22 protein-coding genes and 1 tRNA gene are annotated in these 26,241 nt (G+C 67.0%); 10 read left to right on the top strand and 13 right to left on the bottom strand.

All coding sequences use genetic code 11. The annotated features are described in order from the left end of the window. Positions 1–19 precede the first annotated feature (19 nt). Both OXG79_02175 and OXG79_02170 read left to right on the top strand, forming a co-directional pair. Positions 20–763, top strand: a complete 744-nt coding sequence (locus tag OXG79_02175) for a glycosyltransferase family 2 protein (protein MCY3782572.1) — start codon at positions 20–22, stop codon at positions 761–763. Positions 764–1,024: 261 nt separating this feature from the next. Beyond that, positions 1,025–1,675, top strand: a complete 651-nt coding sequence (locus tag OXG79_02170; GenBank protein MCY3782571.1) for a DedA family protein — start codon at positions 1,025–1,027, stop codon at positions 1,673–1,675. Here OXG79_02170 and OXG79_02165 read toward each other — a convergent pair. Together OXG79_02165 and OXG79_02160 are read right to left on the bottom strand one after the other, a co-directional pair. After that, positions 1,672–2,073, bottom strand: a complete 402-nt coding sequence (locus OXG79_02165; protein ID MCY3782570.1) for a methylenetetrahydrofolate reductase C-terminal domain-containing protein — start codon at positions 2,071–2,073, stop codon at positions 1,672–1,674. The two genes, OXG79_02170 and OXG79_02165, sit on opposite strands and share 4 nt — an antisense overlap. A 146-nt stretch (positions 2,074–2,219) precedes the next feature. Further along, a complete protein-coding gene (locus OXG79_02160) occupies positions 2,220–2,804 on the bottom strand; it encodes a LysM peptidoglycan-binding domain-containing protein (GenBank protein ID MCY3782569.1) in 585 nt (194 codons plus the stop codon). A 137-nt stretch (positions 2,805–2,941) separates the two neighbouring features. On the opposite strand from OXG79_02160, the gene OXG79_02155 reads away from it, so the two are divergent. Next, on the top strand, positions 2,942–3,679 hold the full coding sequence (locus OXG79_02155; protein ID MCY3782568.1) for a sugar phosphate nucleotidyltransferase: 738 nt from the start codon (positions 2,942–2,944) through the stop codon (positions 3,677–3,679). Between the two features lie 69 nt (positions 3,680–3,748). Here the strand turns inward: OXG79_02155 and OXG79_02150 are convergent, their stop codons facing one another. From OXG79_02150 to pyrE, 8 genes are all read right to left on the bottom strand, one after another. Then, positions 3,749–5,506 carry a putative DNA binding domain-containing protein gene (locus OXG79_02150; GenBank protein ID MCY3782567.1) on the bottom strand — a complete coding sequence of 586 codons (1,758 nt, stop codon included), beginning with the start codon at positions 5,504–5,506 and terminating at the stop codon, positions 3,749–3,751. 219 nt (positions 5,507–5,725) lie between these two features. Continuing rightward, positions 5,726–5,806: transfer RNA gene (locus OXG79_02145), tRNA-Leu, on the bottom strand. Positions 5,807–5,945: 139 nt separating this feature from the next. After that, a complete protein-coding gene (locus OXG79_02140) occupies positions 5,946–7,169 on the bottom strand; it encodes a phytanoyl-CoA dioxygenase family protein (GenBank protein MCY3782566.1) in 1,224 nt (407 codons plus the stop codon). A 171-nt stretch (positions 7,170–7,340) separates the two neighbouring features. Beyond that, positions 7,341–7,730, bottom strand: coding sequence for a type II toxin-antitoxin system VapC family toxin (locus OXG79_02135; GenBank protein ID MCY3782565.1), 390 nt, complete (start codon positions 7,728–7,730; stop codon positions 7,341–7,343). Then, positions 7,727–8,224 (bottom strand): AbrB/MazE/SpoVT family DNA-binding domain-containing protein, encoded by a 498-nt coding sequence (locus OXG79_02130; protein MCY3782564.1) that lies wholly within the window; start codon positions 8,222–8,224, stop codon positions 7,727–7,729. The genes OXG79_02135 and OXG79_02130 overlap by 4 nt, the downstream gene beginning before the upstream one ends. Positions 8,225–8,384: 160 nt before the next feature. After that, positions 8,385–9,623 (bottom strand): hypothetical protein, encoded by a 1,239-nt coding sequence (locus OXG79_02125; protein MCY3782563.1) that lies wholly within the window; start codon positions 9,621–9,623, stop codon positions 8,385–8,387. 42 nt (positions 9,624–9,665) lie between these two features. Continuing rightward, positions 9,666–12,422, bottom strand: coding sequence for an AAA family ATPase (locus OXG79_02120; protein ID MCY3782562.1), 2,757 nt, complete (start codon positions 12,420–12,422; stop codon positions 9,666–9,668). Between the two features lie 15 nt (positions 12,423–12,437). Next, complete coding sequence (gene pyrE / locus OXG79_02115) at positions 12,438–13,037, bottom strand: orotate phosphoribosyltransferase (GenBank protein MCY3782561.1); 600 nt, start codon at positions 13,035–13,037, stop codon at positions 12,438–12,440. A gap of 339 nt (positions 13,038–13,376) precedes the next feature. Here pyrE and OXG79_02110 point away from each other — a divergent pair, with 339 nt between their 5' ends. After that, positions 13,377–14,387, top strand: a complete 1,011-nt coding sequence (locus OXG79_02110; protein ID MCY3782560.1) for a Gfo/Idh/MocA family oxidoreductase — start codon at positions 13,377–13,379, stop codon at positions 14,385–14,387. After that, positions 14,387–15,943, top strand: coding sequence for a DUF2961 domain-containing protein (locus OXG79_02105; protein MCY3782559.1), 1,557 nt, complete (start codon positions 14,387–14,389; stop codon positions 15,941–15,943). Before OXG79_02110 ends, OXG79_02105 begins: the two co-directional genes overlap by 1 nt. 268 nt (positions 15,944–16,211) lie before the next feature. Here OXG79_02105 and OXG79_02100 read toward each other — a convergent pair whose 3' ends face one another. Together OXG79_02100 and OXG79_02095 are read right to left on the bottom strand one after the other, a co-directional pair. After that, positions 16,212–17,999: a family 10 glycosylhydrolase gene (locus tag OXG79_02100; protein ID MCY3782558.1), complete on the bottom strand. Its 1,788-nt coding sequence runs from the start codon at positions 17,997–17,999 to the stop codon at positions 16,212–16,214. Positions 18,000–18,061: 62 nt separating this feature from the next. Further along, positions 18,062–18,577 (bottom strand): flavin reductase family protein, encoded by a 516-nt coding sequence (locus OXG79_02095; protein MCY3782557.1) that lies wholly within the window; start codon positions 18,575–18,577, stop codon positions 18,062–18,064. A gap of 23 nt (positions 18,578–18,600) precedes the next feature. On the opposite strand from OXG79_02095, the gene OXG79_02090 reads away from it, so the two are divergent. From OXG79_02090 to OXG79_02070, 5 genes are all read left to right on the top strand, one after another. Beyond that, the gene (locus OXG79_02090) at positions 18,601–20,061 is read left to right on the top strand and encodes a DEAD/DEAH box helicase (GenBank protein ID MCY3782556.1); all 1,461 of its coding nucleotides are present in this window, start codon (positions 18,601–18,603) and stop codon (positions 20,059–20,061) included. 29 nt (positions 20,062–20,090) lie between these two features. After that, positions 20,091–20,852, top strand: coding sequence for a glycerophosphodiester phosphodiesterase family protein (locus tag OXG79_02085; GenBank protein MCY3782555.1), 762 nt, complete (start codon positions 20,091–20,093; stop codon positions 20,850–20,852). A gap of 92 nt (positions 20,853–20,944) precedes the next feature. Continuing rightward, positions 20,945–21,670 carry a DM13 domain-containing protein gene (locus tag OXG79_02080; protein ID MCY3782554.1) on the top strand — a complete coding sequence of 242 codons (726 nt, stop codon included), beginning with the start codon at positions 20,945–20,947 and terminating at the stop codon, positions 21,668–21,670. Position 21,671: 1 nt separating this feature from the next. Further along, positions 21,672–23,486 carry an NAD(P)/FAD-dependent oxidoreductase gene (locus OXG79_02075; GenBank protein MCY3782553.1) on the top strand — a complete coding sequence of 605 codons (1,815 nt, stop codon included), beginning with the start codon at positions 21,672–21,674 and terminating at the stop codon, positions 23,484–23,486. Continuing rightward, entirely contained in the window at positions 23,483–24,943 is a 1,461-nt protein-coding gene (locus tag OXG79_02070; protein ID MCY3782552.1) for a hypothetical protein, read from the top strand. Before OXG79_02075 ends, OXG79_02070 begins: the two co-directional genes overlap by 4 nt. A 367-nt stretch (positions 24,944–25,310) precedes the next feature. Here OXG79_02070 and OXG79_02065 read toward each other — a convergent pair whose 3' ends face one another. Further along, positions 25,311–25,754: a GNAT family N-acetyltransferase gene (locus tag OXG79_02065; protein ID MCY3782551.1), complete on the bottom strand. Its 444-nt coding sequence runs from the start codon at positions 25,752–25,754 to the stop codon at positions 25,311–25,313. Positions 25,755–26,241 lie beyond the last annotated feature (487 nt).

The raw sequence follows: 26,241 nt of genomic DNA, 5'->3' as shown, positions 1-26,241 counted from the left end.
TCGCCTTGGCGTGTCGCTGATGCCCACGCTGACCCTCGTCATCCCGGCGTACAACGAGGCGCGGCGCCTGGGCGACACCCTCGACACGATGGCGGCTTACCTGTCGCAGGCCGGAATCGACGCCAACGTCATCGTGGTGGATGACGGCAGCGCCGACGCCACCGCCGACGTCGCCCTGAGCCACGCGGTGTCAGACCGCCCCGTGGATGTCATCACTCTTCCGGGACAGCGGGGCAAGGGTGCGGCCGTGCGTGCGGGGATGCTGGCCGCAGACGCGGACGTCATCGGTTTCGTGGATGCGGACCTGTCAACCCCGCTCGATGAACTGCCCCGGGCGCTGGAAGCCTTCGACCGCGGCTACGACGTCGTCATCGGTTCGCGCGCGATGCCTCGCAGTCGCACCCTCCGCGCCCAGACCGCGGCCCGGCGGGTCGGCGCCCGGATGTTTCGCGCCATTACGCCGACGATCGCCGGGCTGCGCGGATTCCCCGATAGTCAGTGCGGATTCAAGTTCTTTCGTCGGGAAGCGGCCAAGGATCTGTTCGGCGGCACGCTGATCGAGCGCTGGGTGTTCGATGTCGAGGTGCTGCGGCTCGCCGTGCACCGCGGCTACCGCGTGGCGCAGATCCCCGTCGCCTGGCGGGACCATCCCGGATCGCGTCTCCGGCCCACGCTCGTTGCCTTCGGTGTCCTGCGGGACCTGGTGCGCATTCGGATCCGGTTTACCCTCGGCAGGTATGGAGCGGCCGGACGCGCCGCCTAGAATGTCCCCGTCGCGGCGGCCGCGCGTAGACTAAGCGGCCTCACCCCAGCAGCGTGCGTCCCGGACGCCATGCACGCGCGCAACGGCAGGAGATCGCCCGTGGTGTGGCGGAAGTCGAGAGAGCGGGGCGTCGCCCGTGACCCATCAGATCGAATCGCGTTCCGGCCGGTTGGCGCCGGCCAGGCGCCCTCACCCAGGGTGGGTCGGCGCCAGGCGCGCGCATGCTGATCGAGACGTCCGTTCGCCGGGTTGGGGCCTTGAATGGGTGAAGGGTTCGATGCCTTCCGCGAGGCCCTGTCGGCCTTTCTGGGTGTCAGCCAGTACCTGGGCTTAGCCCTGTATGTGGGCATCGAAGAGGTCGGCATTCCCTTTCCAGTGCCGGCCGATACCTTGCTGGTGCTCATGGGCTATCAGATATCCCGCGGCGAGGCGCACCCGCTGCTCGTGCTGCTGGTCACCGTCGGATCGGCCACCCTCGGGGCGTCCATTCAATACTGGCTCGGACGATATTTCGGCACTCGGCTCATCAACCGGCTGCGGGGCATCTTTCGCCTCAGCCACGAACGCCAGGAGCGAATCGAGGTCTGGCTCCGCCGTTACCAGTTCTGGGCGGTGATCTTGCTTCGCCTGGTCCCGGGATTCCGCGTCATTTTGACGCTGGTGTGCGGCGTGTCGCGCGTTGACTTTCGGCTGTTCGTGCCGTCGGTGGCCATCTCAGCCACCATCTGGGCCTGCATATTCGTGGGCCTCGGATGGGCGCTCGGCGATGAATACGAGCTTCTGGTCGAGGCCATCGAGGAGAACGTGAGCATTGGGGTCAGCCTCGCGGTAGTCGCCGGCGTTGTGCTCTTGGCTTTCGCGATCTTCCGACTCCGGCGGCGCATCTTCCGCCGCCGCGAATCTGCTCGCTAGGACTTCTCCCGCGCCGCCGGATGCATGCGATCGGCGGCCCGCTTCACGAGGCTGATCCACGACGACGTGCCCTGGCCGCGCCAGTCCAAATCGTCCTGCAGCTTCATCAGCCGGTCGACGCGCCCCAGGCGCTCCGCGCGTTCATAAATCCGCAGCCACACGCAGGGCATCGAGGGATCGGTTTCGCACATGCCGTGCATGTCGGTCCCGCCGCATGGCCCGTCGCGCAGCCCCTTCGGGCAAGCCATCGGACAGATGAAGGCCGTGTCCTGCAGGATGCAGTGCCCGCACATCTGGCAGCCGAATAGCGGCCGCTTGACCGCGCGCTCGACGAGCGTCAACGCCTCCGTCGGAGCTTGGCGGACGGCGCGCTTGATGACCGTTGACGTGATTGACATGGTTCCGGTAGCGCGAATCTGGCGACGCCCGATTATAGAGAGCGGCGGTTCAGCCTCGGTAGGCGGCCCGGTTCAGTCCGGGGTCGCGCTCTCTCGGTCATCCGGACATCGGCGCTGCGCTCCAACCGTCATCGCCCCCGGGGCGACTAGGGCGATGGACGGGGTGTGGGGGGCGTGATCTGGCGCTCGGGGATCCTGAGCGGCCGGCCGACGAAGAGCTGCGACGGGTCGGCGATCTCGTTGATATCAGCCAGGTCTTCCACGGTCACCCCCAGCTCCTGCGCAATGGCGAACAGCGTGTCGCCGGCCTTCACGACGTAGACCTCGTCGTCGGATCCCGTTGGCGCCGCGGGCGTCACCCGCTCGTCCGGCTGGGGAAGCTCGAGCTTCTGCCCCGCGAAGATGTTGTTCGGATCCAGAATCCCGTTCTTCGCGGCCAGATCCTCGATCGTGACGTTGAAACGCTCGGCGATCAGCGCCAGCGTGTCCCCGCTTTGCACGGTGTAGGTCTGCGGCAGGGGCGTGGGCGTGGGGGTTGGGACACGGGTGGGCGTGGGCGTCGGCGAAGGCAGCGGCGGCACCGTCACCCCAGGGGAAGTTTCGTCTGAAGGCGACTCGCCGCCCGTTCCGGGGAAGCTATCGGAAGCCTGTGTGACCAGGACCACGGCCACGACCGCGAGAATGGCGAGACCGAGCGCTCCGAAGATCAATTCACGGCGTGCATCGGTCACGCGCGCCACTCTCCCGGCTGGCGGCTCATCCCCGTAGCCCATCCGCAGCGGGATGTCGGCGCGGAGTCTCGTTCGCGGTGTCGCCGAGTATAGCGGCGCACGCGTCCGCGCTTGCGGCCGGCGCTATCATCGGCGGCATGCAAGCGTTGATCCTCGCCGCCGGCTGGGCCACGCGCATGGGCGATCTCGCCCGCGCCACGCCCAAGCACTTGTTGCCCATCGGCACGCGCTGCAGCTTGGATTTCGTGGTCGAGCGACTGGCCGCCGTCGACGACATGCAGCAGGTCCACGTCATTACCCACGATGTCTTTTTCCCCCAGTTCGTCGACTGGGCCGCGGCGCACGACCTGGCCCCGCGCCTGACGCTGCACAACGATCAGACCACCACCGAAGCGACCAAGCTGGGCTCCATCGGCGACATCAAATACTTCCTGGACACCGCGCACCCCGACGACGATCTCATCATCGTGCTGGGCGACAACGTGTTCGACTTCGACCTGCGGCCGCTGGCGGCGCGAGCCGTCAGCGACATCGTGGTGGGGCTGTACGACGTCGAGTCGTTGGAATTGGCGACGCGCTACGGCATCGTCGAACTGGACGACGATGATCGGATCGTCTCGTTCGTCGAAAAGCCGGAGGCGCCGCGTTCGACGCTTGCCGCGACCGGCATCTACGGCTTCCCGCGCGCCAACCTGGCCGACTTCGACGCCTACCTGGCCGACGGCGGCAGCACCGACAAGTTCGGGTCGGTCATGGAGTGGCTCCACACCCGGCGCCGGGTGATCGGCCAGGCGTTTCACGGGCGCTGGTTCGACATCGGCAGCCCCGACGAGTACGAGCGCGTCAATCGCGAATTCGGAGGTGAAGCGGTCTGAATTGCGTAAGGGCGGGTAGCACGTTCCGCCTGCGACATTCGAGTTGATCGCGACGCCGGCGGCTCTCTTCTACCCCGGCTTCACCTCGATCGGGCGGTACTCGAGGAGCGATGACCGTCCGACAATCGCTGCCACGCGCACGAGCAAATCGTTGCCGTTGGCGTCCATCAAGTGCAGGTCTTCCACGCCTGGGACGAACGAGACCGGCTGTTGGCGCCCTCCGTTTATGGCGATGTTGGATGCGTAGAGATACGTTCTGTTGCTCGTATCGAGGATTGGATTCAGGCGGCCCACAAGTCCGGGGACGCAACCTGTCTCTTCAGCGAACACGACCGAACCGCCGCCAGGCAGCGGGGTTAGTTCAATGGCGAGCGCTCGTTCCGCCGGGACCCATTCCCGCTCGACGTATGCGACGGAACCGTCGGCGGCCGCGAACACTGTCATAGGCAGATGAGTTGAATGCAGTTCGAGGCGCGCTTCGCCGTGGCTGTCCGTGGACGTTCGCTTCCATGTCTTGTTTGGAAACAGCGCCAGCACGTCCGCGCCTGCGAGCGGTCGACTGTCCCGGCGCACCGTGATCGTGACGGTCGCAGGTCCGGAGTCAAGCTCGGCAGCCGGTAACGTGAGGCAGAGTTCCGCGTCGTCAATCAGCCGGAACGTCGGTTCTTTCCCGGTGAGTGCCTTCGTCTCGCGGCGAATGATAGGGACGCCGTCGCCGCGCCGTTCCATGAAATACTGCCTGCCTCCCGCGCCTTCGACTCCGCTGGCGTCCATTCTGCCGAGCACCGACGTCAGCACCTCGTTTCGGGTCGATTGCCGTTCGCCCATGCTCTCGATCGTCAGGTTGTTTGGGAGAGCGCCTGGAGAGCGGAGTTCGAGGCGGTCGGCGAAGATCGACAGCCGGATTCGGCTCCCTCTGATCGAATAGTCGCGGTGCACGACCGCGTTCACTAAGCCCTCGAACAGCGCACGGGCGCTGTATTCGGGCAAGTCTTCACGGGCGGGAGCCTTGCGCGCACCGACGCGCATGTTGCGTGTAGCGAATGCGAGTGCCTGCGTGATCTGGCGGTTGATCGGCCCGCTGATCTCCTGCGCGTCGATCTGCCCAGATGCGCGGTCTGTGCCTCGGTAACGCACGGCCGTGATGACGGCGTTTGGGAGAAACTGTGCAGGGTTCTCGGTGCAGAGCAGCACACCGGCTACCGTGGCCCGGGTAGCGCCATGCACGTCTGTGCCAAGCAGCGCGAGCTTCTCCAGTCCCACCTCCGGAGCAGCCAAGCTCTCGGCACTGAGCAATGGTTTCCACAGCCGCTCATCAAGCGTGGCAAACCCGGTGGCGGCAACCGTCTGCTTGTCGACGCCGGCGTAGCGGGCTTGGCCTCGCCGTTGCGCGAGACGCATCCGTTCGTCGGGCGTCATTGGGAGCTTCGAACTGCCAACGCGCACATAGCTCCCGCCGGGGCTGTCGTGCTGGGAATGGCCCTCGGGAACCGAGACCAGCAGGAACGACCGCTGATCCAGCTCGCGACGGTAGGCCTCGACTCGGATCGCCGGCGTTATGGAATCCCTGCAAATGTCTCCTACGAGTCGTTCCAATTCGTCCAGACGCTCGCGGGACATTCCCGGAACCTCACCGCCATCGGTGACGCCGAGCAGGAGCACACCGCCACGGGCATTTGCGAATGCGGCAATCTCATCGGCCCAGTCGTCCCGCCGCTGTCGGATCCGTCGGGCGCTACTGAAGTCGACCTCCTTGAACTCCCACCCGTTGTCCTCACCCAAGCGCAATTGGCGCCGGATCAGGTCGTCGCTGTACGGCATCGTCATCGGTAGTTCATCCGTATTGCGATCCGCTGAACTCCCTCGGCCGCCTCTTGGGCCGCCAAGTTGGTCTCCGTTACCCTACCCCAGCCGACCCAGACTGACCCCTTGTAGGGACGGTCGATCCACCTGCCGGAACATTGCCAGGGACGCATTGGACGCGCGCAGCCGTGGGCCGGCCGATTTGGGATCGACCGAGCGGGGGCTTCGCCGCGACAACGCCGGTGCCGGGGGTGGGAGTCGAACCCACACGACCGAAGTCCCGGGATTTTAAGTCCCGTGCGTCTGCCATTCCGCCACCCCGGCACGGATGTGTTGCAGAGTACGGAAACGGCTCTGATTCCGCGTAGGGGCGGCCCTCGTGGCCGCCCGATGGATCACCCCGCCCCGTCCGGCCTCCTCTCCCTTGATGGGAGAGGATTGAGGTGAGGGTGCTCGGCCCTTCCTACGCCGCGTGCCCCCAACTGGCGATGAACTCGCCGACGGTGATGCCGGCGTGCATCCGCTCGAGGGAATAGGGAATCGGACCCGACTGGTAGCCGGGCACGTAGTCCTCGCCGCCCGGCGCCAGCAGATGGTCCTCGAGCGCGCCGAACCGCTGCCAAATCGCGTCCGCCTCGGGTTTGGTGAACCGCTCCGCAAACGCCGGCCCCCAGTTGAGCGAGATGCCGTGACTGTATTCAGCGCGGCGGCGGAACTCGGCCGGCAGGCTGGCGTAGTCCGGCCGCTTGAGGTTGTGGATGTGCATGGCGGCCTTGCAGAGCCAGATCGTCAGCTGCAGCTTGGTGGCGGCGCCCGCGCCGGGCCGCAGCGCCTCCAGCGCCTTCGAATAGGAATCCCCGTCGCGGTCCAGCACCGCCCGCAGTGCGCGCTCGGTGTCGTCCTTCAGCCTGGCCGTGCGCGCGGCCCACAGCTCGAACCAGCCGCGCGCCTCGGCCGAGAGATGCTGCGTGAAGTCCAGGTCCTCCCAGTGCGGATAGATGGTGTGTCCGCCGTGCAGGGTGCGGCGCGTGGGCTCGCTCATGTAGCGGCTGCCCCAGTGGATCAAATAGTTGACATAGACCAGCACGTCGCCGGCGCGCAGTTCGACCTGCTCGCCGCCGGGAATCGGCACGCGGGCGTTTTCCAACAGGCTGCGATTCTCGGCCTCGGTATTGATCCGCGTGTGGCTGCCGGGGACGATCCAGAAGACGCTGTCGTCGTACAGCGGAATGTTCCACTGCATGTAGTTGGGCCCGTCTTCCACCAGGCTGTCCTGCATCGACTGCATGGGCCCCATGTCGATGGGGTGAATGTCGCGATGCCACGGCGCCGGACCGTAGTCAAAGGTGGGGTTGCACATCATCTGCATCGCGCTGATTCCGGCGTGCTCGTCGTCGAGCAACTCCGCGGCCAGACCGCGAATCGGCTCCGAGACCCAAATCTCCACCGCCTCGGCCGTATCCGCGTCGATGAACGTTTCGGTATTGCTCAGCCGCGGCTGCATCGCGCTGTCCCAGATGCCGCCCGGCGGGTCGTCGGGCCCGCGCTCGCGCCGCCACACCGCGCGCTGACGATCGAGCAGCGTCTCGAAGGTCACGCGCAGCGACGCCAGCTGGTCCTCTGGGATCACGTCGCGCTTGACCAGATATCCATCGCGCATCAGCTGCGCGCGATTGCTCGACGACATCGGCCTCACCCCCGAGCTGCGCCAGGCACGGCCCCATCGTGGCACCCGCGCGCGCATTCCGTCACTCCGAGCGCCCCCTCTTTGGCATTCCGAGCGCCAGCGAGGAATCCCAGCCGTTCGATCTCGGCCGCGGAACGCAAGATCCGTGTAGGGGCGGGCCTTGTGCCCGGCCTATGCCCCGCGAATCAGCCGCACCTCGACATCCACGTCGAGCTCCGCCCAAGCCCGATCCGCCGTCACCGCCGGCAGCCGCCGGCGCGCCGCCAATTCCAGACAGGCCCGGTCGCCAAGCGAGAGCCCGCGGTGGCGAGTGGTGCGGCGGGTGGCGGCGGTGGCAAGGGCCTGTTCCTCGTCGAAAGGGACGATGTCCAAGAACAGGTGGGCGATGGAGCGTTCGACTTCGGTGAGCGAAAGGCCAAGATCGACGAGCCGGGCGGCGGTCTCGGCGACGTTCACCGCCGAGGCCAGCGCGTCGCCCACATATCCGTTCACGATTTCATCGCCCGGTTCGCCGCGTATGAAGGCCACCATCGCCGACGCATCCAGCACGGCGCGGCTCACATGGACTCCTCGGCGGCGGCCTCACGGCGGCGCTCTTTGATTAACTCGTCCACCAGGCTCACACCCTCGGGCACATAACGGGCGATCATCTCGCGAATCAGACGGGTTTCGGTGTCGTAGCTCACGAGGCGCAGCTCTTCGCCTTCCAACCGCAAGATCACAGCGTCGCCGTCCTTGATTCCGAGGGACGCGCGGTATGCCGCCGGGATCACCACCCTCCCTCCCGCTCCGATCGTGGCTAGGACTTGCTCAGGCGCCGAAGCCGCGGCTGCCGCGTCTTCGTCCGGCAAGGGTCGGCTCAACTGGGTTTCCATATAGCCCGACTGCACCAGCACGTTGCGGACATGCTGGTAGCGGATGCCGAGGCTGCGGGCAATCTCCGACCGGCTGTAACCGGCGCGAAACAGCGCGCGGATCTTGTCGGACTTGGTCGTCAGGCCGACAACGACCTGCTCCGCAGGCTGCCGTTCGTAGTCGTAGGCGTGCGTCGCCATCAGCAAGGCTCCCGGATTTGAGGAGAATCTGCCTGACAACAGTTAAATTGTCAGATGAACTTTCCTCCGTCAAACAAACAGTTTGCTTGGATTGCGCGTTTGTCTCGGCGTCCAGCCTCGGGCAAAACGAACCAGCGCCGCCGGAGCGATTCAGCCGCCGTCAGGCCGCACGATTCACGAGACTGGCCCGCGCCCGATGCTCGCGGACTTTGGCGGCCAGCGCCGTGACGCGATTGAGCACCTGATCCGAATCGCCTCGCAAGTCCAGCACCGCCTGCTCCACGAGTCGTCCGTCCACGAGGCGGTAGACGGCGCCTGCCTCCTCGTCCGCGTCATCGGCGGCGGCGTAAATCAGCAACGCGCTGGGGAGTCTGGCGGCCATGGCGTAGGCCAGGACTTGATAGATGTCGGCGTTGCGCGCGTCGTTCCCAAACGCGCGCTTGTACTTCGTGTCGCCGACGAAGGTGCAGCGGCTGTTCTCCCACCACGAAATGTCGGGCTCCAACCTCACGCGCTCCTCCCGGTCGAGGCACAGCCTGCGATTCTGCGCTCCTTGGGGGAATACGCCCGCCGTCAGTTCCAGCGCCTCGCGCAGGGCAACGACCACGAAGTCCTCGAAGACCCTGTTCATGTCGATGAGAAACGACGCCGCGCGTACCTTGCCCTGAGCCAACTCGAAGCTCGTCGATTTGAGGATCAGCCGGGCCAGGCCCAACGCGGGCTGGTAATGCGCATTCAGCGGGTTGAGCGGTGGATCGGGGAGGGTGTCCGAGCGCCGATACTCGATGTCCGAGACGTTGACGAACACGGCCCGCATGGCGCCGAGCAGCCGACGGGACTCTCGCGAGCGCAGGGGCAGGCGCGCCAGACGGCGCACCGCCGCCTTGAGCAGCTGATTGGCCGGAATATCGGGGGTGAATTCGTCGTAGCTCACCTCGATTGGCACCGCCACGCCAAATCGCTGGCGCAGCTGGTCGTCGATGCGGATGCGCCCGCGCACGACGTGCAGCGCTTCCTCGCGGGTCTCGTAGCCGTGCAAGAGTCCGCGGTGCGTGGCCCGATGCACTCGGTCGTGGAACAGGCGGACCATGGCCTCCACCAGATCGGCAATCCCGACGTCAACGCGCGTGGGAAGCAGGTGCAACTGTCCGAGCGCGTAAGAGATCAGGAAGATCACCTGCTGGACGGATACCTTGGGTGCGATCTCAATCGTGAGGTCCGGCAGGCGCACCACCCCCACCATCGATCCCGGCGTCAGGTCGTACACGCCCTGCTCGCCCGGCGTGGGCCGCACGTCGATCGAGGGCGACGGGTCCATGCCTTGCAGCGCGTCGAGTTGATCGCGCGTTAGCCGGACGCGCTCCCTTCGCTCGTACTCGGTGAGAAAAAGTCGCGCCATTGGCTGCATTGCCCCATCCGTCATTCCCGCGAAGGCGGGAATCTAGGCGTCGGCAGGCTCAGGCGCTGCATCGGCTTGCCCGTTGGCAGTAGCCGCTTCTTCCTCGGCGGCAGTCGGCCGTTGAACTGCGGCGCGGAGCTTGTCGAGCTCGAACTCCCCGATGCGATCGGTTTGCCCAAAGAGCTGTTCCTCGACGTAGGGCAGGATTGAGTGCTTCCAGATTCGTCTCACCCACTCCTCGTCTAGCTTCTTGTTCATGAAGTGGCTGGGACCGACGGCCATGTCCCGCTTGTCCAAGTCCTTGAGAATCTGGTTTGCCGCGTCCACTACGTCGGCGACCCAGAGCATTGTGGGCTTTTCTTCCAAGAGCCAGCGGCGAAGGAGGCCCTCCACTGGCGGCTCGTCGGGAAAGAACGGCACGAAGAAGAAGCGCCGCCGCAGCGCCGCGTCCACCAGCGCGATCGAGCGGTCGGCCGTGTTCATCGTCGCGATGATCCACAGGTTCTCGGGCAGCGTGAACGGCTCATCGGCGTATTGGAGCGAAATCTCACGGTCGCGGTACTCAAGCAGGAAATACAGCTCGCCGAAGACCTTGGCGAGATTGCCGCGATTGATCTCGTCGATCACCAACACGTGCTTCGCGTTCGGCTCGCTTCGCGCGCGGTCAGCGATCCGCTTCAAAGGTCCGTCTTTGAGCTCGAAGCCCGGCTGGTCGTCGACTAGGGCCGGGCGAAAGCCTTCGATGAAATCCTCATAGGCGTAGGACGGGTGGAACTGCACCAGATCGAGTGAGCCGTGCTCGCCGGCGAAATACTCCGCGAGCTCTTGCGCCACGTAGGTCTTGCCCGTACCCGGCGGGCCGTAGAAGACCACTTGGTGCTTGTCCTCCAGCAACCGCTCGATTTCTTCGAGGTAGCTGACGTCCCAGAGCAACTCGCTAGCGAGGTCGTGAAGAGTTATGGGCGGCGGCTCAACTCCTTCCTCAGGATCCATCACGCGACCCCGCTTCAGAAGGTCGGCGAAGGCTTCGTGCTCATCTCTGGAAAGGACTTCCTTGTACCAGTCACCTGAAGCAAACATTGACCAGAGCACAGACTCCGCGTCCAGCCGATCCCGGAGCGCGAGTCCGCGAGCCGATGCTTCCGCGATGAGGCTATCCAAGAACCCCAGAGCGTGGCGGTAAGTAGCGGCTTCATCGGCACCTTCGCCCAACGTTGGATGCCCGGTCAGCTTGTATCCAGTGGCGTACGGCATTTCTCGGTATGGAGGGTAGCGGCGGGGATCGACGGCCATTGCCAAGAATGAGGCAAGATTTGTCCTCGCACCGGATTCACCAACAACATCTGCCGGAAGACGATGGAGAAAGCCGCGCACTGCTTCTTCAAAATCTTTCGGCTCGCTCCAGAGCTCGAGCAGCGCGGTTCTTGCCTCTGACGGATGTTCGTCGCTCCACAAGAGAAAGGGGTCAACTACTGCAAGGTGGACCAGGTCATTGTCAGGAGATACACCCTCCGCAATTGTGTCGGCTTCAAGCTCCGCTCGGCGTCTGTGGGCTAGGCTTTGCGCCTCTTCGCGTGTATCGGCCGTCGCGCCAATCTGCCGCCCCAGCCGCTGTGACCACACACGGCATTGCCAGCGCCCGCCTGCCGCCCGCCGGAACGTGCCTCTCGATTCCATTGGAGCGATCGTAGTCTCAAGCAAACTGGCTCGGCTGGCATATTCTTTGGCCTCTCGACGCCGTCCAAGCGCTGTGAGGCGATTCTGTTCTTCACGATAGAGCTGTGCTGTTGTGCGCACCCGTTCCTCGACTGACCGATCAGGGGTGATGCTGGAAGGTCGCAATGCCTGTTGCAGCACACGCGGCCAATGATCCAATTTGTCTTCAACTGCTGATCGAGCTCTCTTAAGATTGTCTGCAATTGTGAGCTTGTAGTCGCGCTCTCGTCGGTCGAAGTCAGGATGCTCGACGAATGGCTTAGCCCAGCGAATGATTGGTGCCCACTTTGATGTGTCAGGTTGACGACTGTGATCCCACACAGGCCAAACGTCATCGTCGTAGAAGTCGAAATCTCGTCCATAGATCTCCGATAGCACCCCGCGGATCGCAAGCAAATCGCGGTCGTGATCGTTGGTTTTCTTGTTCAGGTGATCGGCGAAGGCATTTACGATTCGATCCTTGTGGTCTCTTGAGACGATGCGCTCGAATGTATCTGGATATACGAGGTGCAACAGTGCCGATGCTTGATTGTAATACGCAGAGGTTGTGATCTTGAGCAGTGCATTCTGGAACTCCCACGGACCGGCAAGCACACTATCTCGGTGATCTTGTGACGTCTGCTTGAGGTTTTGGGATAGATGTACTATCAGTTGCAAACCGTGATGGACACGCATATTAAATGCTGTGCCAGGATCGCAAATGCCCACATCAAGCACCTGACTAAGTTGGTCAGGAAGAACGATTCCTGCGTCAGCCCAACCTAGAATCCGCTTGATCTGGTCTCGCTTAGTGGTGCTCTTGAGTCTTGCGTCGTCGATTAGGAGACGGACGTAAAATGACTCAGCGACCAATTGGACGGCTCTCGGTGGTGCGTCTTTGAGCTGCTGTTCAAGGCGATACCAGAATCCACCTTGCCCGGCATCAGGAGCGGAGAATCGGTGACCAATGTCATCGATGTTTTGAAGTGTCCAGACCGGTTCACCGGGCGTAAAGAGCGAGTCGTCGCTACGAAGGGCGGCGTCAACCCACTGCTGTGCAGCCGCGTATACGCCGGCTTTTTCCGCCTCGGCTCGCCTGGCCATAGTTCCGTTGCCTACCTAACGACTGGTTTCCGCGGGCTCTGGCGAGTTCGCGGCCTCCGGCGGCGTGAAGTCGTCGAGGGTGAACACGCTTGCCGCGGGGACGCCGATTTCGTTCATGGCGGCCTCGTAGCCGGCCAGGCGGTCGACGAGCGCGATGGCGAGGACGACTTCGAGGTCCAGGCCGGCTTCGCGCAGGCAGCGGGTTGTGTGAACCAGCGACCCGCCGGTGGTTGCGGCGTCGTCGACGATGACCACCCGCATGCCGCGCTGGAGCGGGCCTTCGATGATGCGCTCCGTGCCGTGGTCCTTGCGCTCGCTCCGGACGAACAGCCCCGCCAGCGGCTGGTCGGTGCCGGCGCTCAGGAGCATGGCCGCGGTCACGATGGGGTCCGCGCCCACGGTGGGGCCCGCCACGGCGTTGGCCTCGGGCGCCCGCTCTCGAATCAGCTCGAGCACGGCGTTGCCGGCCAGGTGCGCGCCGACAGGGTCCAGCACGACCTGCTTGCCGTCGAAGAAGTAGGAGCTGGTTTGGCCGGACGAGAGCTTGAACGTGCCCGAGATGAAGGAGCGTTCCTGGAGCATCCGGCGCAGGCGTTCGCGATCGGAGTCGGCCATGAGTCTCACCCCCCAGACGCCGAGTACGGCGGGGCGCCCACAAGGGACGCCCCTACACGGAGGCGCAGGCGTTCGCGATCGGAGTCGGTCATCGGTTTTACCTCCCCGGCGTCGGTTGCGGCCGGGCGCCCACGCAAGCCGTTCGTGGTGAGCCCTTCGGCAGGCTCAGGACAGGCTCAGTCGAACCATGAACGGCCCTTTGACAAGCTCAGGGCGAACGGTATCACCGCAGGGCCGGGAAGGACGCCCCTACACGGAGGCTCCCCGCGGCGGCGCAAATCGCGCCATTATGCGTCAATGGCCTTTCACTACGGCCTGTAGATATGAGGAGCGAGCGCCATGGCCTCCCTCAAGGCGGCGGTGATCGGGGCCGGCAATCACGGCAGCGGTCACCTCCAGATGATTGCCGACGAACCCGAGATGCGACTCGTCGGCGTGGCGGACCTCGACGAGCAGCGACTGGCCGCGGCGGCTGTACACAAACCCGAAGTCGCCGTCACCGACTACCGCGAGATGCTCGACCGCGCGCGCCCCGACGTGGTCTACGTGGTCACCCTGCCCGGACAGCTGCTACCCATCGTGCGCGAGTGCCTGGAGCGCGGTATTCACACGTCCGTCGAAAAATCTCCGGGCAACACCAGCGCGGACACGGCGGCCATGATCGAGGCCGAGACCGCCAGCAGCGCCATGGCCATCGCCTCCTTCAACCGGCGCTACTTTCCGCAGATCCTCGCCGTGAAGCGACTCACGCTTGCCCGCGGCGGCCCCGTGCACGCCGCCGCGACCTACAACAAGAACCCGAGCGATCGCGTAGTCGAGAACATGCGTCGCGGCCTGATGCCGCCGGCGTTGATCTGCGACTCGATCCACCACGTCGACCTGCTGCGCTGGCTGGCGGGCGACACGATGGAGACGACCGGCGTCGTCACCCATGTCCACGCCGAGACCTACCGCTCCAGCCCCGCGCGCGAGCGGCACAACGCCGTGATCACCTTCGCCAACGGCGCGCGCGCCGTGCTGATGTCGCACTTTGGCGTGGGCACCCGCATCCAGCGGGCCGAGCTGCACGCCGAGGACTTCTCGGCCTACATGGACCTCACCCGCATGAGCCCGCCCGAAGAGGCGCACCGGCCCGACACCTTTGAGCTCTTCGCCGACGGCGATCCTTACGAAGCGCCGCTCGACCTCGCGCCCGAGGGCGGCCCGCACTTCAACGAGACGCGCCACTTCGCCGACTGCATCCTCAATGGCCGCCGCCCCTGGAGCACGCTGGAGGACGCCCTGGTGACCATGCGGCTGTGCGAGGCCATATACGCTAGCCACAAAGGCCCCTTTGCCGAGGCGCCGTGATGCCGTCGATGGAACCGGCGTGGCTAACGCTGCCCGACCACTTCGTACCCTCGCGCGTCACCACGTACCAGGCCCTGCCGCCCGACACTCCCGTCACGTTGGCCCGGCTCGACGGCCCCGGCTGCATCCGCCGCATCTGGGCCGCCAGCGTGCGCCATCCGACGCCGGCGCACCAGCGCCAGATTGTGCTGCGCATGTTCTGGGACGGCGCGGACGCGCCTGCCGTCGAGGCGCCGCTCGGCGACTTCTTCGGCCAACTCCACGGCTTGCCGCCCTACTCGCTCGACTCGCGCTACCTCACCATGCAGGCCCACGCCGGATACACGGCCACGTTTCCCATGCCCTTTCAGGAGGGGGCGCGCATCGAGGCCGTGGCAGGCCCGGACGTGGGTGACGACGGGATTCTGCTGCAGACCGATTGGCACGCCTACCCGCCGGAATCCTTCACGGAGCCGCTGCGCTTCCACGCGCAGTTCCGGCGCGAGAACCCCTGCGAGGCCTTCGGACGGAACTACCTGGTGCTGGATGCGGTCGGCCGCGGTCGTTTCCTGGGCTTCAACTACGGCGTGGCCGTGCGCGACGACCGGGCGCGCTGGTCCCACGCGGGCGCCGAGAACATCTATGTCACGAATTCCGCCGACGCGCCCGAGGGGCCATTCGCCCATCTGCGCGGCGCGGGCGGCGAGGACGCGTTTGGCGCCTCCAACGGCGGCGTGCTGCACCGGCCCTCCACGCATTTCGATCAGGGCGTGCCCTACTACGCCCAGGAGGACCTCGGTCCCGCCCTCGCCCGGCACACGCTGGCGGCCTACCGCTTCTTCGAGGCGGACGCCATCCCCTTCGGCCAATCGCTCCAGGTGCGCTTCGGCTCCATGGCCAACGACATTTGCAGCACGGCGTACTGGTACCAGGAACCGCCGCACCGGCCGTTCGTCCGCATGCCGGACTGGCACCAACTCCTGCTCGGATCGGAGCTGCCGTACGACGCCACCGGCGCCGCGGAGCCGGAACCGCGCTGGCAGCTGATGGGCCCGTTCCATCCGGATCACGAAGCGGCGTTGGACGCTGCCGCCGACCGTGCCGATGCCGCCGAGCGCTTCGCCGAGATGGGCTACTCGCCCGACTCACCCTGGCGCCGGGGCGATCGGCACGTCGCGCGCTGGGCGCCGGCCGCCGACATCAACGGCTTCGTGGACTTCTCGCTGACCTTCCGCCCCATTGGACCCGAGAACTCGCTCACCTATCCGGCGATCGGGCTGGCGCAAACCTGGCTGTACGTCGAGGCTGACGCCGCCGTCACGCTGCAAGCCGGTTGGGTCAACGACTTGCGCCTGCGCATCGGCAACGGCCCCTGGGCGTCGCTGGGCCGAAACGATTACTTCCGCAATCGCGAGCGTCGGCTGGCGTTGCGGGCCGGCTGGAATCGGCTCCAGGTGAAGCTCGACAACCCCGATGACGGGCTGGCCCGGCACGCGTGGGGATCCTGGGTCTTCGCGCTGCGCGCGATCGACGACCGCGGGCGGGAGCTCGCGCTGCATCCGGAGCGGGGTGAGTAGCGGCAGTTGGAGCCTGCGTCGGAGGGCTACGCATCCCGTTCGTGGTGAGCCTGTCGAACCATGACCGGCCCTTCGACAAGCTCAGGGCGAACGGATTGGGGCGGAGCCAGCAGCCCGCTTAGAGCTCTGCCACCGGAATTCGCCGACATCCTCTGCCGACGCATTGTGGCCGCTAACAAGTCCCGACCTGGATTCCGGCTTCCGCCGGAATGACGGATAGGACGGGCGGTTCGCGAACCGCCCCTACACCACTCAGCCCCTACACCGTTTAGCCCGGGGCGATGGTGGTCATGTCCCAGCCGCCCAGGGTGCGGAGGGGAATGGTGGGGTTCGCCAGGCTGGGCTCGCCTCCTTGCCGCCAGGCCTCGATCTCGTCCCGGTGACCCAGCCGGCGCAGCGCGTTCCAGTGCGACTGGTGGTTGGCGCGGAACCACGAGCCCGCGCAGTCCCACACGAACAGATGCTCGGCCCCGGCGCCGTAGAGCATGGAGGCCATGCGGCGGTAGTCCTCGGCGCTCAGGTCGCGCGGCATCAGGTTGGGCGCCATGAGGCAGGGAGTCCCGCGCACCGCCTCGACGAACGGCTGGATCTGCTCGCCCGAATTCCACGTGTCTTCGGCCACCGGCAGGGCCAGCGGCGCGGGGCTGTAGGGAATCAGCGTGTCGATCAGGCCCTCGCGCGCCCAGGTGGCCACGTCCAGGCCAAAGAAGTCGTTGTCGGCCTGGGTGCCCAGCACGCACACGGAAATGCCGATCCGCTTGCCCTGGCGCGCGGCGCTGGCGGCGTCCATCTCGGCGCGCAGCCGCCGCATGAACGCCGTGAGCACGGCGGCGCGGTGGGCCAGCCAGCGGGGATCGCGCTCGTCCAGGTCGTGCGGGTCCTCGCCGAACTCGCGCGTGAAGCTCTCGACCAGCGGCGCCTCGTAGTCCAGGTACGGCGGCCTCCGGTTGAACAGCAGCGCAACGCCGTCGACCGGATAGGCCGCCATCTCGCGCAGCACGGCCAGGCAAAACTCCTGGGTTTCCGGAAACGCGTATGACAGCCGCGGCAGGATTCGTCCCTGCCGGTCGATGCAGTGCAGCTCCGGGTGACGCTCGAAATACCCGCCGGTGAAATACCCCTCCATGGTGGTCGGCGGATAGGTCCACGCCGCCAGCCGGTAGCTGGCGTGGAACTCCATCCCCAGGTCGTGGGTGTGCCGCAGCGCCACGTCCACCGGATCGATGCCCTTGCGCCTGAACTCGCGAAAGCTCTCCACCAGCAAGCGCTCGCCCAGCCGGCTGTAGCCCTGCAGGTCGAGATCGGCCGGATTGCGCCCCACGGCGGTGTCGTAGTAGAGCTTGTCGCCGCCGCCGACCTCCCAATAGATGCGCCCGAAGTCCGTCTCGCGGTAGGGCTCCACCTCGCGCCGGATCTCCTCGGCGGTCGTCGTGCGATAGGTGTAGGGATAGAACGCGTCGTTGTGTCCAAACAGCCGGCGGGTGGAGGCGTCGCGCAGGTCCCGCTCGTGCGCCGCCGCCTCGGCGTCCGAGAGCGGCACGAGCTTGACGTAGGCGATCTTGGTCGACTCGCCCTGAACCGTCCCCGGGCCGTCGCCCGCCGCCAGGCGCCGGGTGATCTGCTCGAACACCAGGTCCTGGCCGTCGAGCTTGGCTACGCGCCAGAAGAGCTCCTCGAACCGGAGCCGGCGCTCATGCCCGTCCAGCCCCCGCGGCGGCTCCCAGCGCAGCATCGAGTAGGTGTCATCGCCGCTCAGCTTCACCAGCACCTGCTCCAGCCAGCCCTGGTCCTCAGTGGTCGGGTGAAATCCCACGCTGATGGCGTGCCAGCCGCGCCGATCGAGCGGATAGCTGACCGCGGGCGCCTGTGACTCGAATCCCGCCCACAGCAGCACGCCGCGCAAATGTTCGGTCTCGTAGGGCAGCGTTTGCCAGGTGCGTGGACGCAGCTCGGTCGCCAGCGCCGAGGCCGGCGTGACGCGGTCCAGATCGGTCAGATAGATGGGATCCGCCGCATAGCCTCGGTCGGCCAAAAGATCACGCGCTGTTGCAGCCATTGCTCCCGCTCCCCGCTGAAGTCCCTGTAGGGGCAGCCTTTTGGCTGCCCGTGCGAATCCCCCTAGCCGCCGTCCATCGGCGTGCCCGGCCCCTCGTAGAACCCGCGGCGCCAGTAGACCAGCGGCTGCGCGTCCTGCATCGACCCGTCCACCACCTCGCCCACCAGGATCGCGTGGTCCCCGAGCACCGTGGTGCTGATGCGGCGGCAGATCACCACCGCCAGCACGTCGCGCAGGACGGGCAGCCGGTCGTCCCAGAGCCTCCACGACACGCGGTCGAACTTATCGATGGCGCTGGAGGCGAACAGCGCGGCCACGTCGGCCTGCTCCGCCTGCAGCAGATGCGCCGCGAAATGGCTCCCCGTCGTGAGCGCGGTATAGCTGTTGCAGGTCTCGTCGACGCAGACAATCACCGAGGGCGGATGGGCGGAGTACGACGCGATCGACGTGACGGTGAGCCCGCGCGGCGAGCCGTCGGCGGTCGCGCCCGTCACCACCGCGACGCCGGAGGCCAGGGCCGCCATCGAGGCCTTGAACAGCGCTTCGACATCCGCGGCGGGCATTGGCGGCACGGTCATCGCAGGGCCCTCGTGTCCGTCGGGTGGCGCGCCGGTGCCACGATACTACTGCGCGGCGGGCTGGCGATTGTGTATGGTTGAGAAAGCTAGAGGCGCCCAGCGCACCACGTAGGGCGCGGGCCGCAGATAACGATCGGCCCACCGCGGGCGCCAGTTGCAGCAGAAGGGCCCCCGCTATCGAGAGTTTTACCGCGCTGCGCGTTCGACCCGATCTCGTCGACGCGCTGGCGGCCGACGAGATCACCAGTCCCACCCCCATCCAAGCCGCCTGCATTCCGCACTTGCTCGAAGGCCGCGACGTCGTCGGGCAAGCCCGAACCGGCTCCGGCAAGACCCTGGCCTACGCCATCCCGCTCGTCGAAGGCCTTGACCCCGATTTGCCGCGCGTCCAGGCCCTGGTGCTGGCGCCGACCCGCGAGCTTGCCGAGCAAATCGGCACCGTCATCGATCCCTTGCTCGGTCCGAGCGCCCCGCCGTCGGTGCGCATCGTCGGTGGGCTCAGCTACACCCCACAGCGCCGCGCGCTCGCCCAGGGCGCGCAGGTCGTGGTGGGCACGCCGGGACGCGTGCTGGACCTGATCGAAAGCCGCGACCTGAATGTCGACGATCTGCGCGTGCTCGTGATCGACGAGGCCGACCGCATGTTCGACATCGGCATGGCGCCCCAGGTCGAGTCGATCCTGCGCTATTCGCCGGCCTCGCGGCAGACGGCGCTGTTCTCGGCCACCGTGCCGGGCTGGGTTGCGCGGCTCACCCTGCGCCACCTGCGCGACCCCGAGCACGTGGCGCTGGACACCCGGCCCGAAGATCTGCCCGAAATCGACCACGAGATCTGGGTCGTGCCCGAGATGGAAAAAGCCACGGCAGTTGAGGGCATCCTTCAGCAGTCGCCCGGCGTGCCCACAATTGTGTTTGGTCGCACCCGCCGCGGCGTCGACCTTCTGCGCGACCGTTTGCGCCGCCGCGGTCTTAGGGTGGACGCCATTCAGGGCGGTATGCCCCAGCCCTCGCGGCAGCGCGTGATGGATCGGTTCCGCCAAGAAGAGATCGATGTGCTGATTGCCACCGACGTCGCCGCCCGCGGCCTGGACATCATGGGTCTGGCCCAGGTGATCAACTACGACATTCCCGATCACCCCGACATGTTCACCCACCGCACCGGCCGCACCGGCCGCATGGGCCGCGCGGGTCGTTCCGTCACCCTCGTCAGCGGCGCCGGACTCGACCGGCTGGCCTCGATCGAGTACTCGCTCGAGCGCCGTATCCCGCGTCGCTACTGGGACGAAATCAAGACCGAGTTTCTGCCGGCTGACGACGAACCCGCCGAAACACCCGCGGCTGCCAACGGTCGCCGCGTGATGCCCGGCGAACGCCTGAGCGGCGGCAAGGCGAAAGCCAACGGCGCAAACGGCCGCGCACCCCGGTCCAACCGACGCCGACGCCGTCCGCGCAAGGCGGGGGCTGAGGCGGCCGGCAACCGTTAGTCGTACCGGGATCCGAGGGCGGCAAGCGCATGGCGCCCCGCAAGCCGCTGGTCATCGCGCATCGCGGCGACACGGCGGCGGGTCCCGAGAACACGCTGCCGGCCTTCGCCGCCGCGATCGACGCCGGGGCGGACGGCATCGAGCTGGACGTCCACCCGAGCCGCGACGGAGCGCCGGTGGTCCACCACGACTACTACCTCGCGCGCACCACCAACGGCGCGGGGCTCGTCACTGACCACACCCTCGCGGAGCTGCGGGCGCTGGACGCCGGCGCGTGGTTCGGCGAGGCGTTTGCCGGCGAGCGCCTTCCCACGCTCGAGGAGGTGCTCAGCCTCGCCGCCGGGCGCGTGCGCCTTGAGATCGAGCTCAAGGGGACCACGCTGGCGTTCCTGGAGCGGGTGCTCGAAGCCATCCGAGCCGCCGACGCCGTTGGCTCGGTGGAGTTGACGACCGGGCACCGGCCGCTCTTGTGGCACATGCATTGCCGCGAGCCGCGCATTCCCACCGGCATGTTTTTCGTTGACCCGTGGCCGAAGTGGATGGGACCGGAGTTGGGCCACCGACAGGTCATGGAGCTGATGTCGTTGGCCGGCGCTCGAATCGCGCATCTGCCCATCGGCATGATCGACGCGGACTTCGTCGGACGGTTGCACGGTGCGGGCATGCAGGTGCACGGCGCCAATGTGAACGACGCGACAGCCATCGCACGAGCCATCGAATGCGATGTGGACCAATTCACGACGTCGCGCCTCGATCTGGCGCTGAGTGTGGTGGGAGACACCGTCGCCTAGCGGCTGGCAGCGTATGGTGTCGGAGGTACACACTACGTCCAACGGAATCTGCCCGCGGCAGCCGAACGTAGGGCGGTACGAAGGAGGCTGACATGACTCGACGACGAGTGCTGATCGGCGGTGGACTAGTCGGAATCATCGTTGCGGTGGCGATTGCCTGGTGGCTGATCTCGCCGCTCTTTCGTGACACCGTGGTTGACGAGGCGTTCCCCTTCGAGCTTCCGGAACCCGCCGCCATGGAGACCATGACCGAGGAAGAGAAGCAGGAGATGGCCGCCGAATTCGAGGCCGCCGTCCCCACGCTGATGGAGATCGAGGAGCTGGCCGAAGCGGACCGCATGGTGGTCCAGGAGCGGGTGATGGAGGCGGCCGCCGCCATGCCCGACACCATGATGGACGAGCCGATGCCCGCCATGCCAGAGCCGGCGGCCACGCCGAAGCCCGAGGCCACGCCGCAGGCGGAAGCCGCGCCGCAGCCTGAGCTCTTGCGCGAGGGCCAGTTCCGCGGCGCCGACGACTTTCACCGCGGCTCCGGAACCGCCACCATCTTCCGCACGCCCGACGACAAGCTGGTGCTGCGCCTCACCGACTTTATGGTCACCAACGGTCCGGCGCTGAGCGTGCTGCTGTCGTCGGCGCCCGCGCCGGCGTCTAGCCAGCAGCTGGGCGACTACATCGACGTGGGTGCGTTGAAGGGCAACATCGGCAACCAGAACTACGAGATCCCGGCCGGCACCGACCTGTCGACGTACAACAGCGTCGTCATCTACTGCGTGCCGTTCCACGTCGTGTTCGCGACCGCGACCCTCCCCGCGTAACGTGCGCCGCCGGCGCGCCGGTCGCCTGGTGACGCGCCTCGCGCGTGAGCCTGTGCTGATCGGCGCCCTGGCGGGCGCCGCGGCGGCGCTCGTGTTCCTGGTTCCGGCGTCGCCCATGGGCGGGTTCGACGGACTGCTGGGTTCGCCGGTCGACGACGCGTTGCTGGCCGTGCACCTAGTCATCGGGGCCGCGACGGGGGCGATTTATGCGCGCGTGATTCCGCTGCGCCGGCGCGGCGAGCACGCCTCGCGCATCACGCTGGCCCTCATGACGGGGCTGATCCTCTGGGTCGTCGGTCCGCTCACCATCGGTCCGGCGCTCGACGGCGACGCCCCCACCTGGTCGGTCGAGGCCGCGTCGCGGCACTTTCCCAGCCTCATCGCGCACCTGATGTTCGGCGGGGGACTTGGCGTGCTGCTGGCGTTGGCGACTCGCGTGGGGGTCGGCCAGGGCGCTGAAGCTCCAGCCGCCTCCCGAGTGTCCGACCAGCCCGTCCGCGTCGTGATTGTGGGCGGCGGGTTTGCCGGCCTGGGGGCCGCGCAGCGCTTCGAAGAGCTGCATCGCAGGGACGTGCCGCTCGACGTGACCCTGGTGAGCCGCAGCAACTTCCTGCTCTTTACCCCGATGCTCGCGGAGGTGGCGTCGAGCGGATTGGACGCCCAGGCCATCTCCGCCCCGATCCGCGTCGCCTGCCCGCACACGCGATTTCGCCACGCCGATGTCCAGGCGGTCGACGCCGACGCCAGGTGCATCACCGCCGTCCCCATCGGCTCCGATCGGACCGAGCGGATCGCCTACGACCACTTGATCGTGGCGGTCGGTTCCGTGCCCGCGTTTTACGGCCTCCCGGGGCTCGCCGAGCACGCCTTCACCCTCAAGACCCTCGAAGACGCGGCCCGCCTGCGCAACCACGTCATCACGGCGCTGGAGACCGCGGAGCAGCAGGCCGACGGTCCCGCGCGCGAGGCGCTGCTGACGTTCGCCGTGGCGGGAGGCGGGTTCGCCGGCACCGAGGCTATCGCCGAGCTCTTCGACCTCGTGCGCAGCGTGCGGCGCTACTACCCCGGTATCGGGCGCGAGGAGCCGCGGTTCGTGCTGGTGCACTCCAGCGACCGCATCATCCCCGAGCTGAGCCGGGAGCTGGGCGACTACGCGCGCGAAAGGCTAGAGCGCCGCGGCATCGAGTTCGTGCTCGGCCAGCGCGTGGCTGCCGCCGACGCCATGAGCGTGACCCTGGACGACGACTCCCGGATTCCGACGCGCACGCTGGTATGGACCGCCGGCAACCAGCCGAGCCCGCTGTTGCGCGGGATGCCCTGCGAGCGCAACCGGCGCGGCCAGCTCGTCGTTGAAACCACCCTGCAAGTGCCGGGGCTCGATGGCGTGTGGGCCCTGGGCGACGGCGCGCAGGTGCCCGACGTGCACCGGCCCGGCGCCTTTCACCCGCCCACCGCGCAGCACGCGATCCGCCAGGGCAAGGCCGTGGCCGACAACGTGGTGGCCGTCGCGCGCGGGCAGGCGCCCAAGCCGTTCAGCTACCGCGCCATCGGCTCGCTGGTCGCGCTCGGATCGCGCACCGCCGCCGCCGAAGTGGCCGGCCGCAAATTCTCCGGCTTCGTCGCCTGGGTCATGTGGCGCACGATCTACTTCACCAAGCTGCCGGGCATGGACCGCAAGGTGCGGGTGGCGCTGGACTGGGCCATCGACCTGCTGTTCCCGCGTGACATCGTGCTGCTGCCCGGACCGTTCGAGGCTGCCGAGCCAAGCTCCCGCCCGAAACCCAAGCCGGTCGCGCCAGGAGAATCCGCCCGATGATCCGCTCCGAGCGCCTCGCCGCGTGGCTGCTGACCGGCGCGGTGGCCGGGCTGGTGGGCGGCGTGGTGCTGGCCCTCGCCATGCTGAAGCTCGGGATGATGGCCTCGATGGCGCTGATCGTCACCGCCCGCGAGTCGCTGGGTGTCGGGCTAGTGGTGCACTTCGCGCTGTCGGCGGTCTTCGGCGTGCTGTTCGCGGCCCTCGTGCGCAACCAGGCGCGCCGCAACGACGCCCTGGTCTTCTGGGGCTTGGCCTACGGCGCGGTCGTGTGGTTCCTCGACCCCCTCACGCTCTACCCGCTCACGTCCGGCCAGCCGGTCACCTGGTCGCTGGCCGCGGCGCAATCGTCGTTCGACTTGCTGCTCGGCTTCCTGCTGTTTGGCGCGACGACGGGCTTGGCGTTGTTGGTCCTCAGCCGGCCGGTCGTGCGCCGGCCCTCGCTGACCGGCCTGGGTCTCGGGGCTGCGGCGGGACTCGCGGCGGGCGCCATCGCGGCCGGTCTGCTGAACGATCAGGGCCAGACGCCCACGTTCGCCGCGCTGCCTTCCGACTCCGCCGGTCTGCTGGCCTGGCTGGCCGCGCTGCTCATCGGCGCGGTCGCCGGGGCGGGATTTGCGGCGTTGGCCCAGCGCCCCAGCGACAGCGCCGGGGCCGGACTGGTGCGCGGCGCGATGTACGGATTCCTACTCTGGGTCGTGGTGCGGCTCACGATCCTGCCGCTCGTCCTGGACGGGGATCTCGCCTGGTCGGTAGCCGCCGCCGCGGACGCCTACCCCGCGCTGCTGGCCTATCTCGTCTTTGGCGGGTTTCTCGGCGTGGGCTATCAGTGGCTGCGCGGGTTCTGGCGCGTGCTGTTCGACGAGGTGGGCGGCGCGGACGACGAGGAAGGCGTGGGGACGCGCGGTCTGCGCGCCCTTGGCCGCGGCATCGCCGCCGGGGTGGTCGGCGGCCTGCTCTTTACCTTTGTCATGGTCCAGGTCGGGGCGCTGCGCGGCGTGGCCGGCCTCATGGGCGGCGAGTCGGACATTGCGGGACTCGCGATCCATCTCGTCATCGCCATGCTCTTCGGCGCGGCCTACGGCCTGCTGTTTCGCCGCCAGAGCTACGACGCAGGCTCAGCCGTGGGCTGGGGCGTCTCCTACGGCTTCTTCCTGTGGATTCTCGGCCCGCAGATCCTCATGCCCATGCTGCTCGGCGCCACGCCGGCGTGGTCCGCGGCCGGCGCCGCCTCATTGACGGCGAGCCTGGTCGGTCACCTCGCCTACGGCGCCGGGCTCGGGCTGACCTATCACTGGTTTGAAACGCGCCACAACCCCTGGTGGATCGCCCGCCGCCAGGCCGACGAAGCCCGCCTGCAACGCCGCCGCGAGGCCCTGCAAAGCGCCGCCCCGGCCCTCTGGGCGCTCGTGCTTGTCGTGGGCCTCACGCTGCCCGTGATCCTCGGAGCGCCGGCCTAGCCTGAGCGCCCCACCTGGATTGCTGCCAATCTCTTCAGGAATGGCACACCGACGTCCGTTCGTGGTGAGCCTGTCGAACCACGACCGACACGGCCTGTTCGTGAGGCGCCCTTCGACGTCGCTCAGGGCGAACGGACCTGTCTGTCATTCCGGCGGAGCCTGTCCCCGCGCAGGCGGGGAGCCGGAATCCAGGCCTCAACTGTCGGACGGCAGTGTGTTGGCCCCGTGCTTCGCCGCGCACGATTGAAACCTGCGGGCGGGTTTAGACCCGCCCCTACCCGAGTCCGCAATTCGAGACTAGGGCTACGCCACGTCGTGACGCGCCCTGCTTGACTGTAAGGGCCGGTTTCAAACCGGCCCGTCCGACCTACCCGCCCGTCTCCCCACTCGGAATCCGGTCATACCGCCGAATCCGCATCCCCGTCGCCCGTTTCATCCCGAAGCGCTCGTAGTAGGGCTGCACGTCCACATCGCAGAGCGTGTCCACCATGTACAGATCCTTGGTTTGGTCCAGGAGCCGCCGCATCAACTCCGAGCCGATGCCGCGACCCTGATAGTCCAGCAGCACCTCCAGCAGCGAGATGTAGGCGCTCAGGATCCCGTCGCTGATGGCCGTGACGAACCCGACCACCTGATCCGACTCCTGGTCGATCGCCACCACGACGTTCGCGCTCCCGTGCAGAATTTCGAGATGCGCCTCGGGCGTCGGCATCCGCAGCCAATCGACGAAGAATCCCACCAGTTGGCGAGGCTCCAGGCCCTCCGCGGTCTCGCGGTACTCGATCACGGACGATCCGTCAGAGCACGCCATAGGCAGAACTCCCTCGCGGCGAGTGTAGGTAGTCCTGCTCGATCAGCATTTCGAGCAGCCGGTCGCGTAGATTGCGCCGCGTCAGCCAGACACGCCTCCACCCAGCGCGCCGACAGCTGGTCCGCCATCACCAGCATGATGGTCCGCGCGGAGTGGTTGCTCGGCGGGGATTCGCAGTTCATCTGTGGGCGGCCGGATCCTTTCGTCAATCCCAGAAAGGGAAGCCTGTGCGAATCCCTTCGGCCGTTCCCGAATCCCCCTCATCGTAGCCTTCTGCCACCAGGGGAGAAGGGACCGGACCGGCGCCGAACGAGCAACGTCTGACTCCCTCTCCTGTTTAGACCGGGTAGATGGTTTACGGGTGTTCGGAGACATCGTTTACACATTTAGGCGGGATCCCGCAGGTCCACGACGTCCAGTTCATCGGTCAGGAAGTGGATGGTCCAGCGACCGTCGATTGCCGTGGGGCGGAAGGCCACGGGCTGCC

This window comes from Chloroflexota bacterium (assembly GCA_026706485.1).
Classification (GTDB): domain Bacteria; phylum Chloroflexota; class UBA11872; order UBA11872; family UBA11872; genus JAJECS01.
The sequence above is the reverse complement of the archived record's forward strand: the minus strand, read 5'-3'. Positions and strand labels throughout refer to the sequence as shown.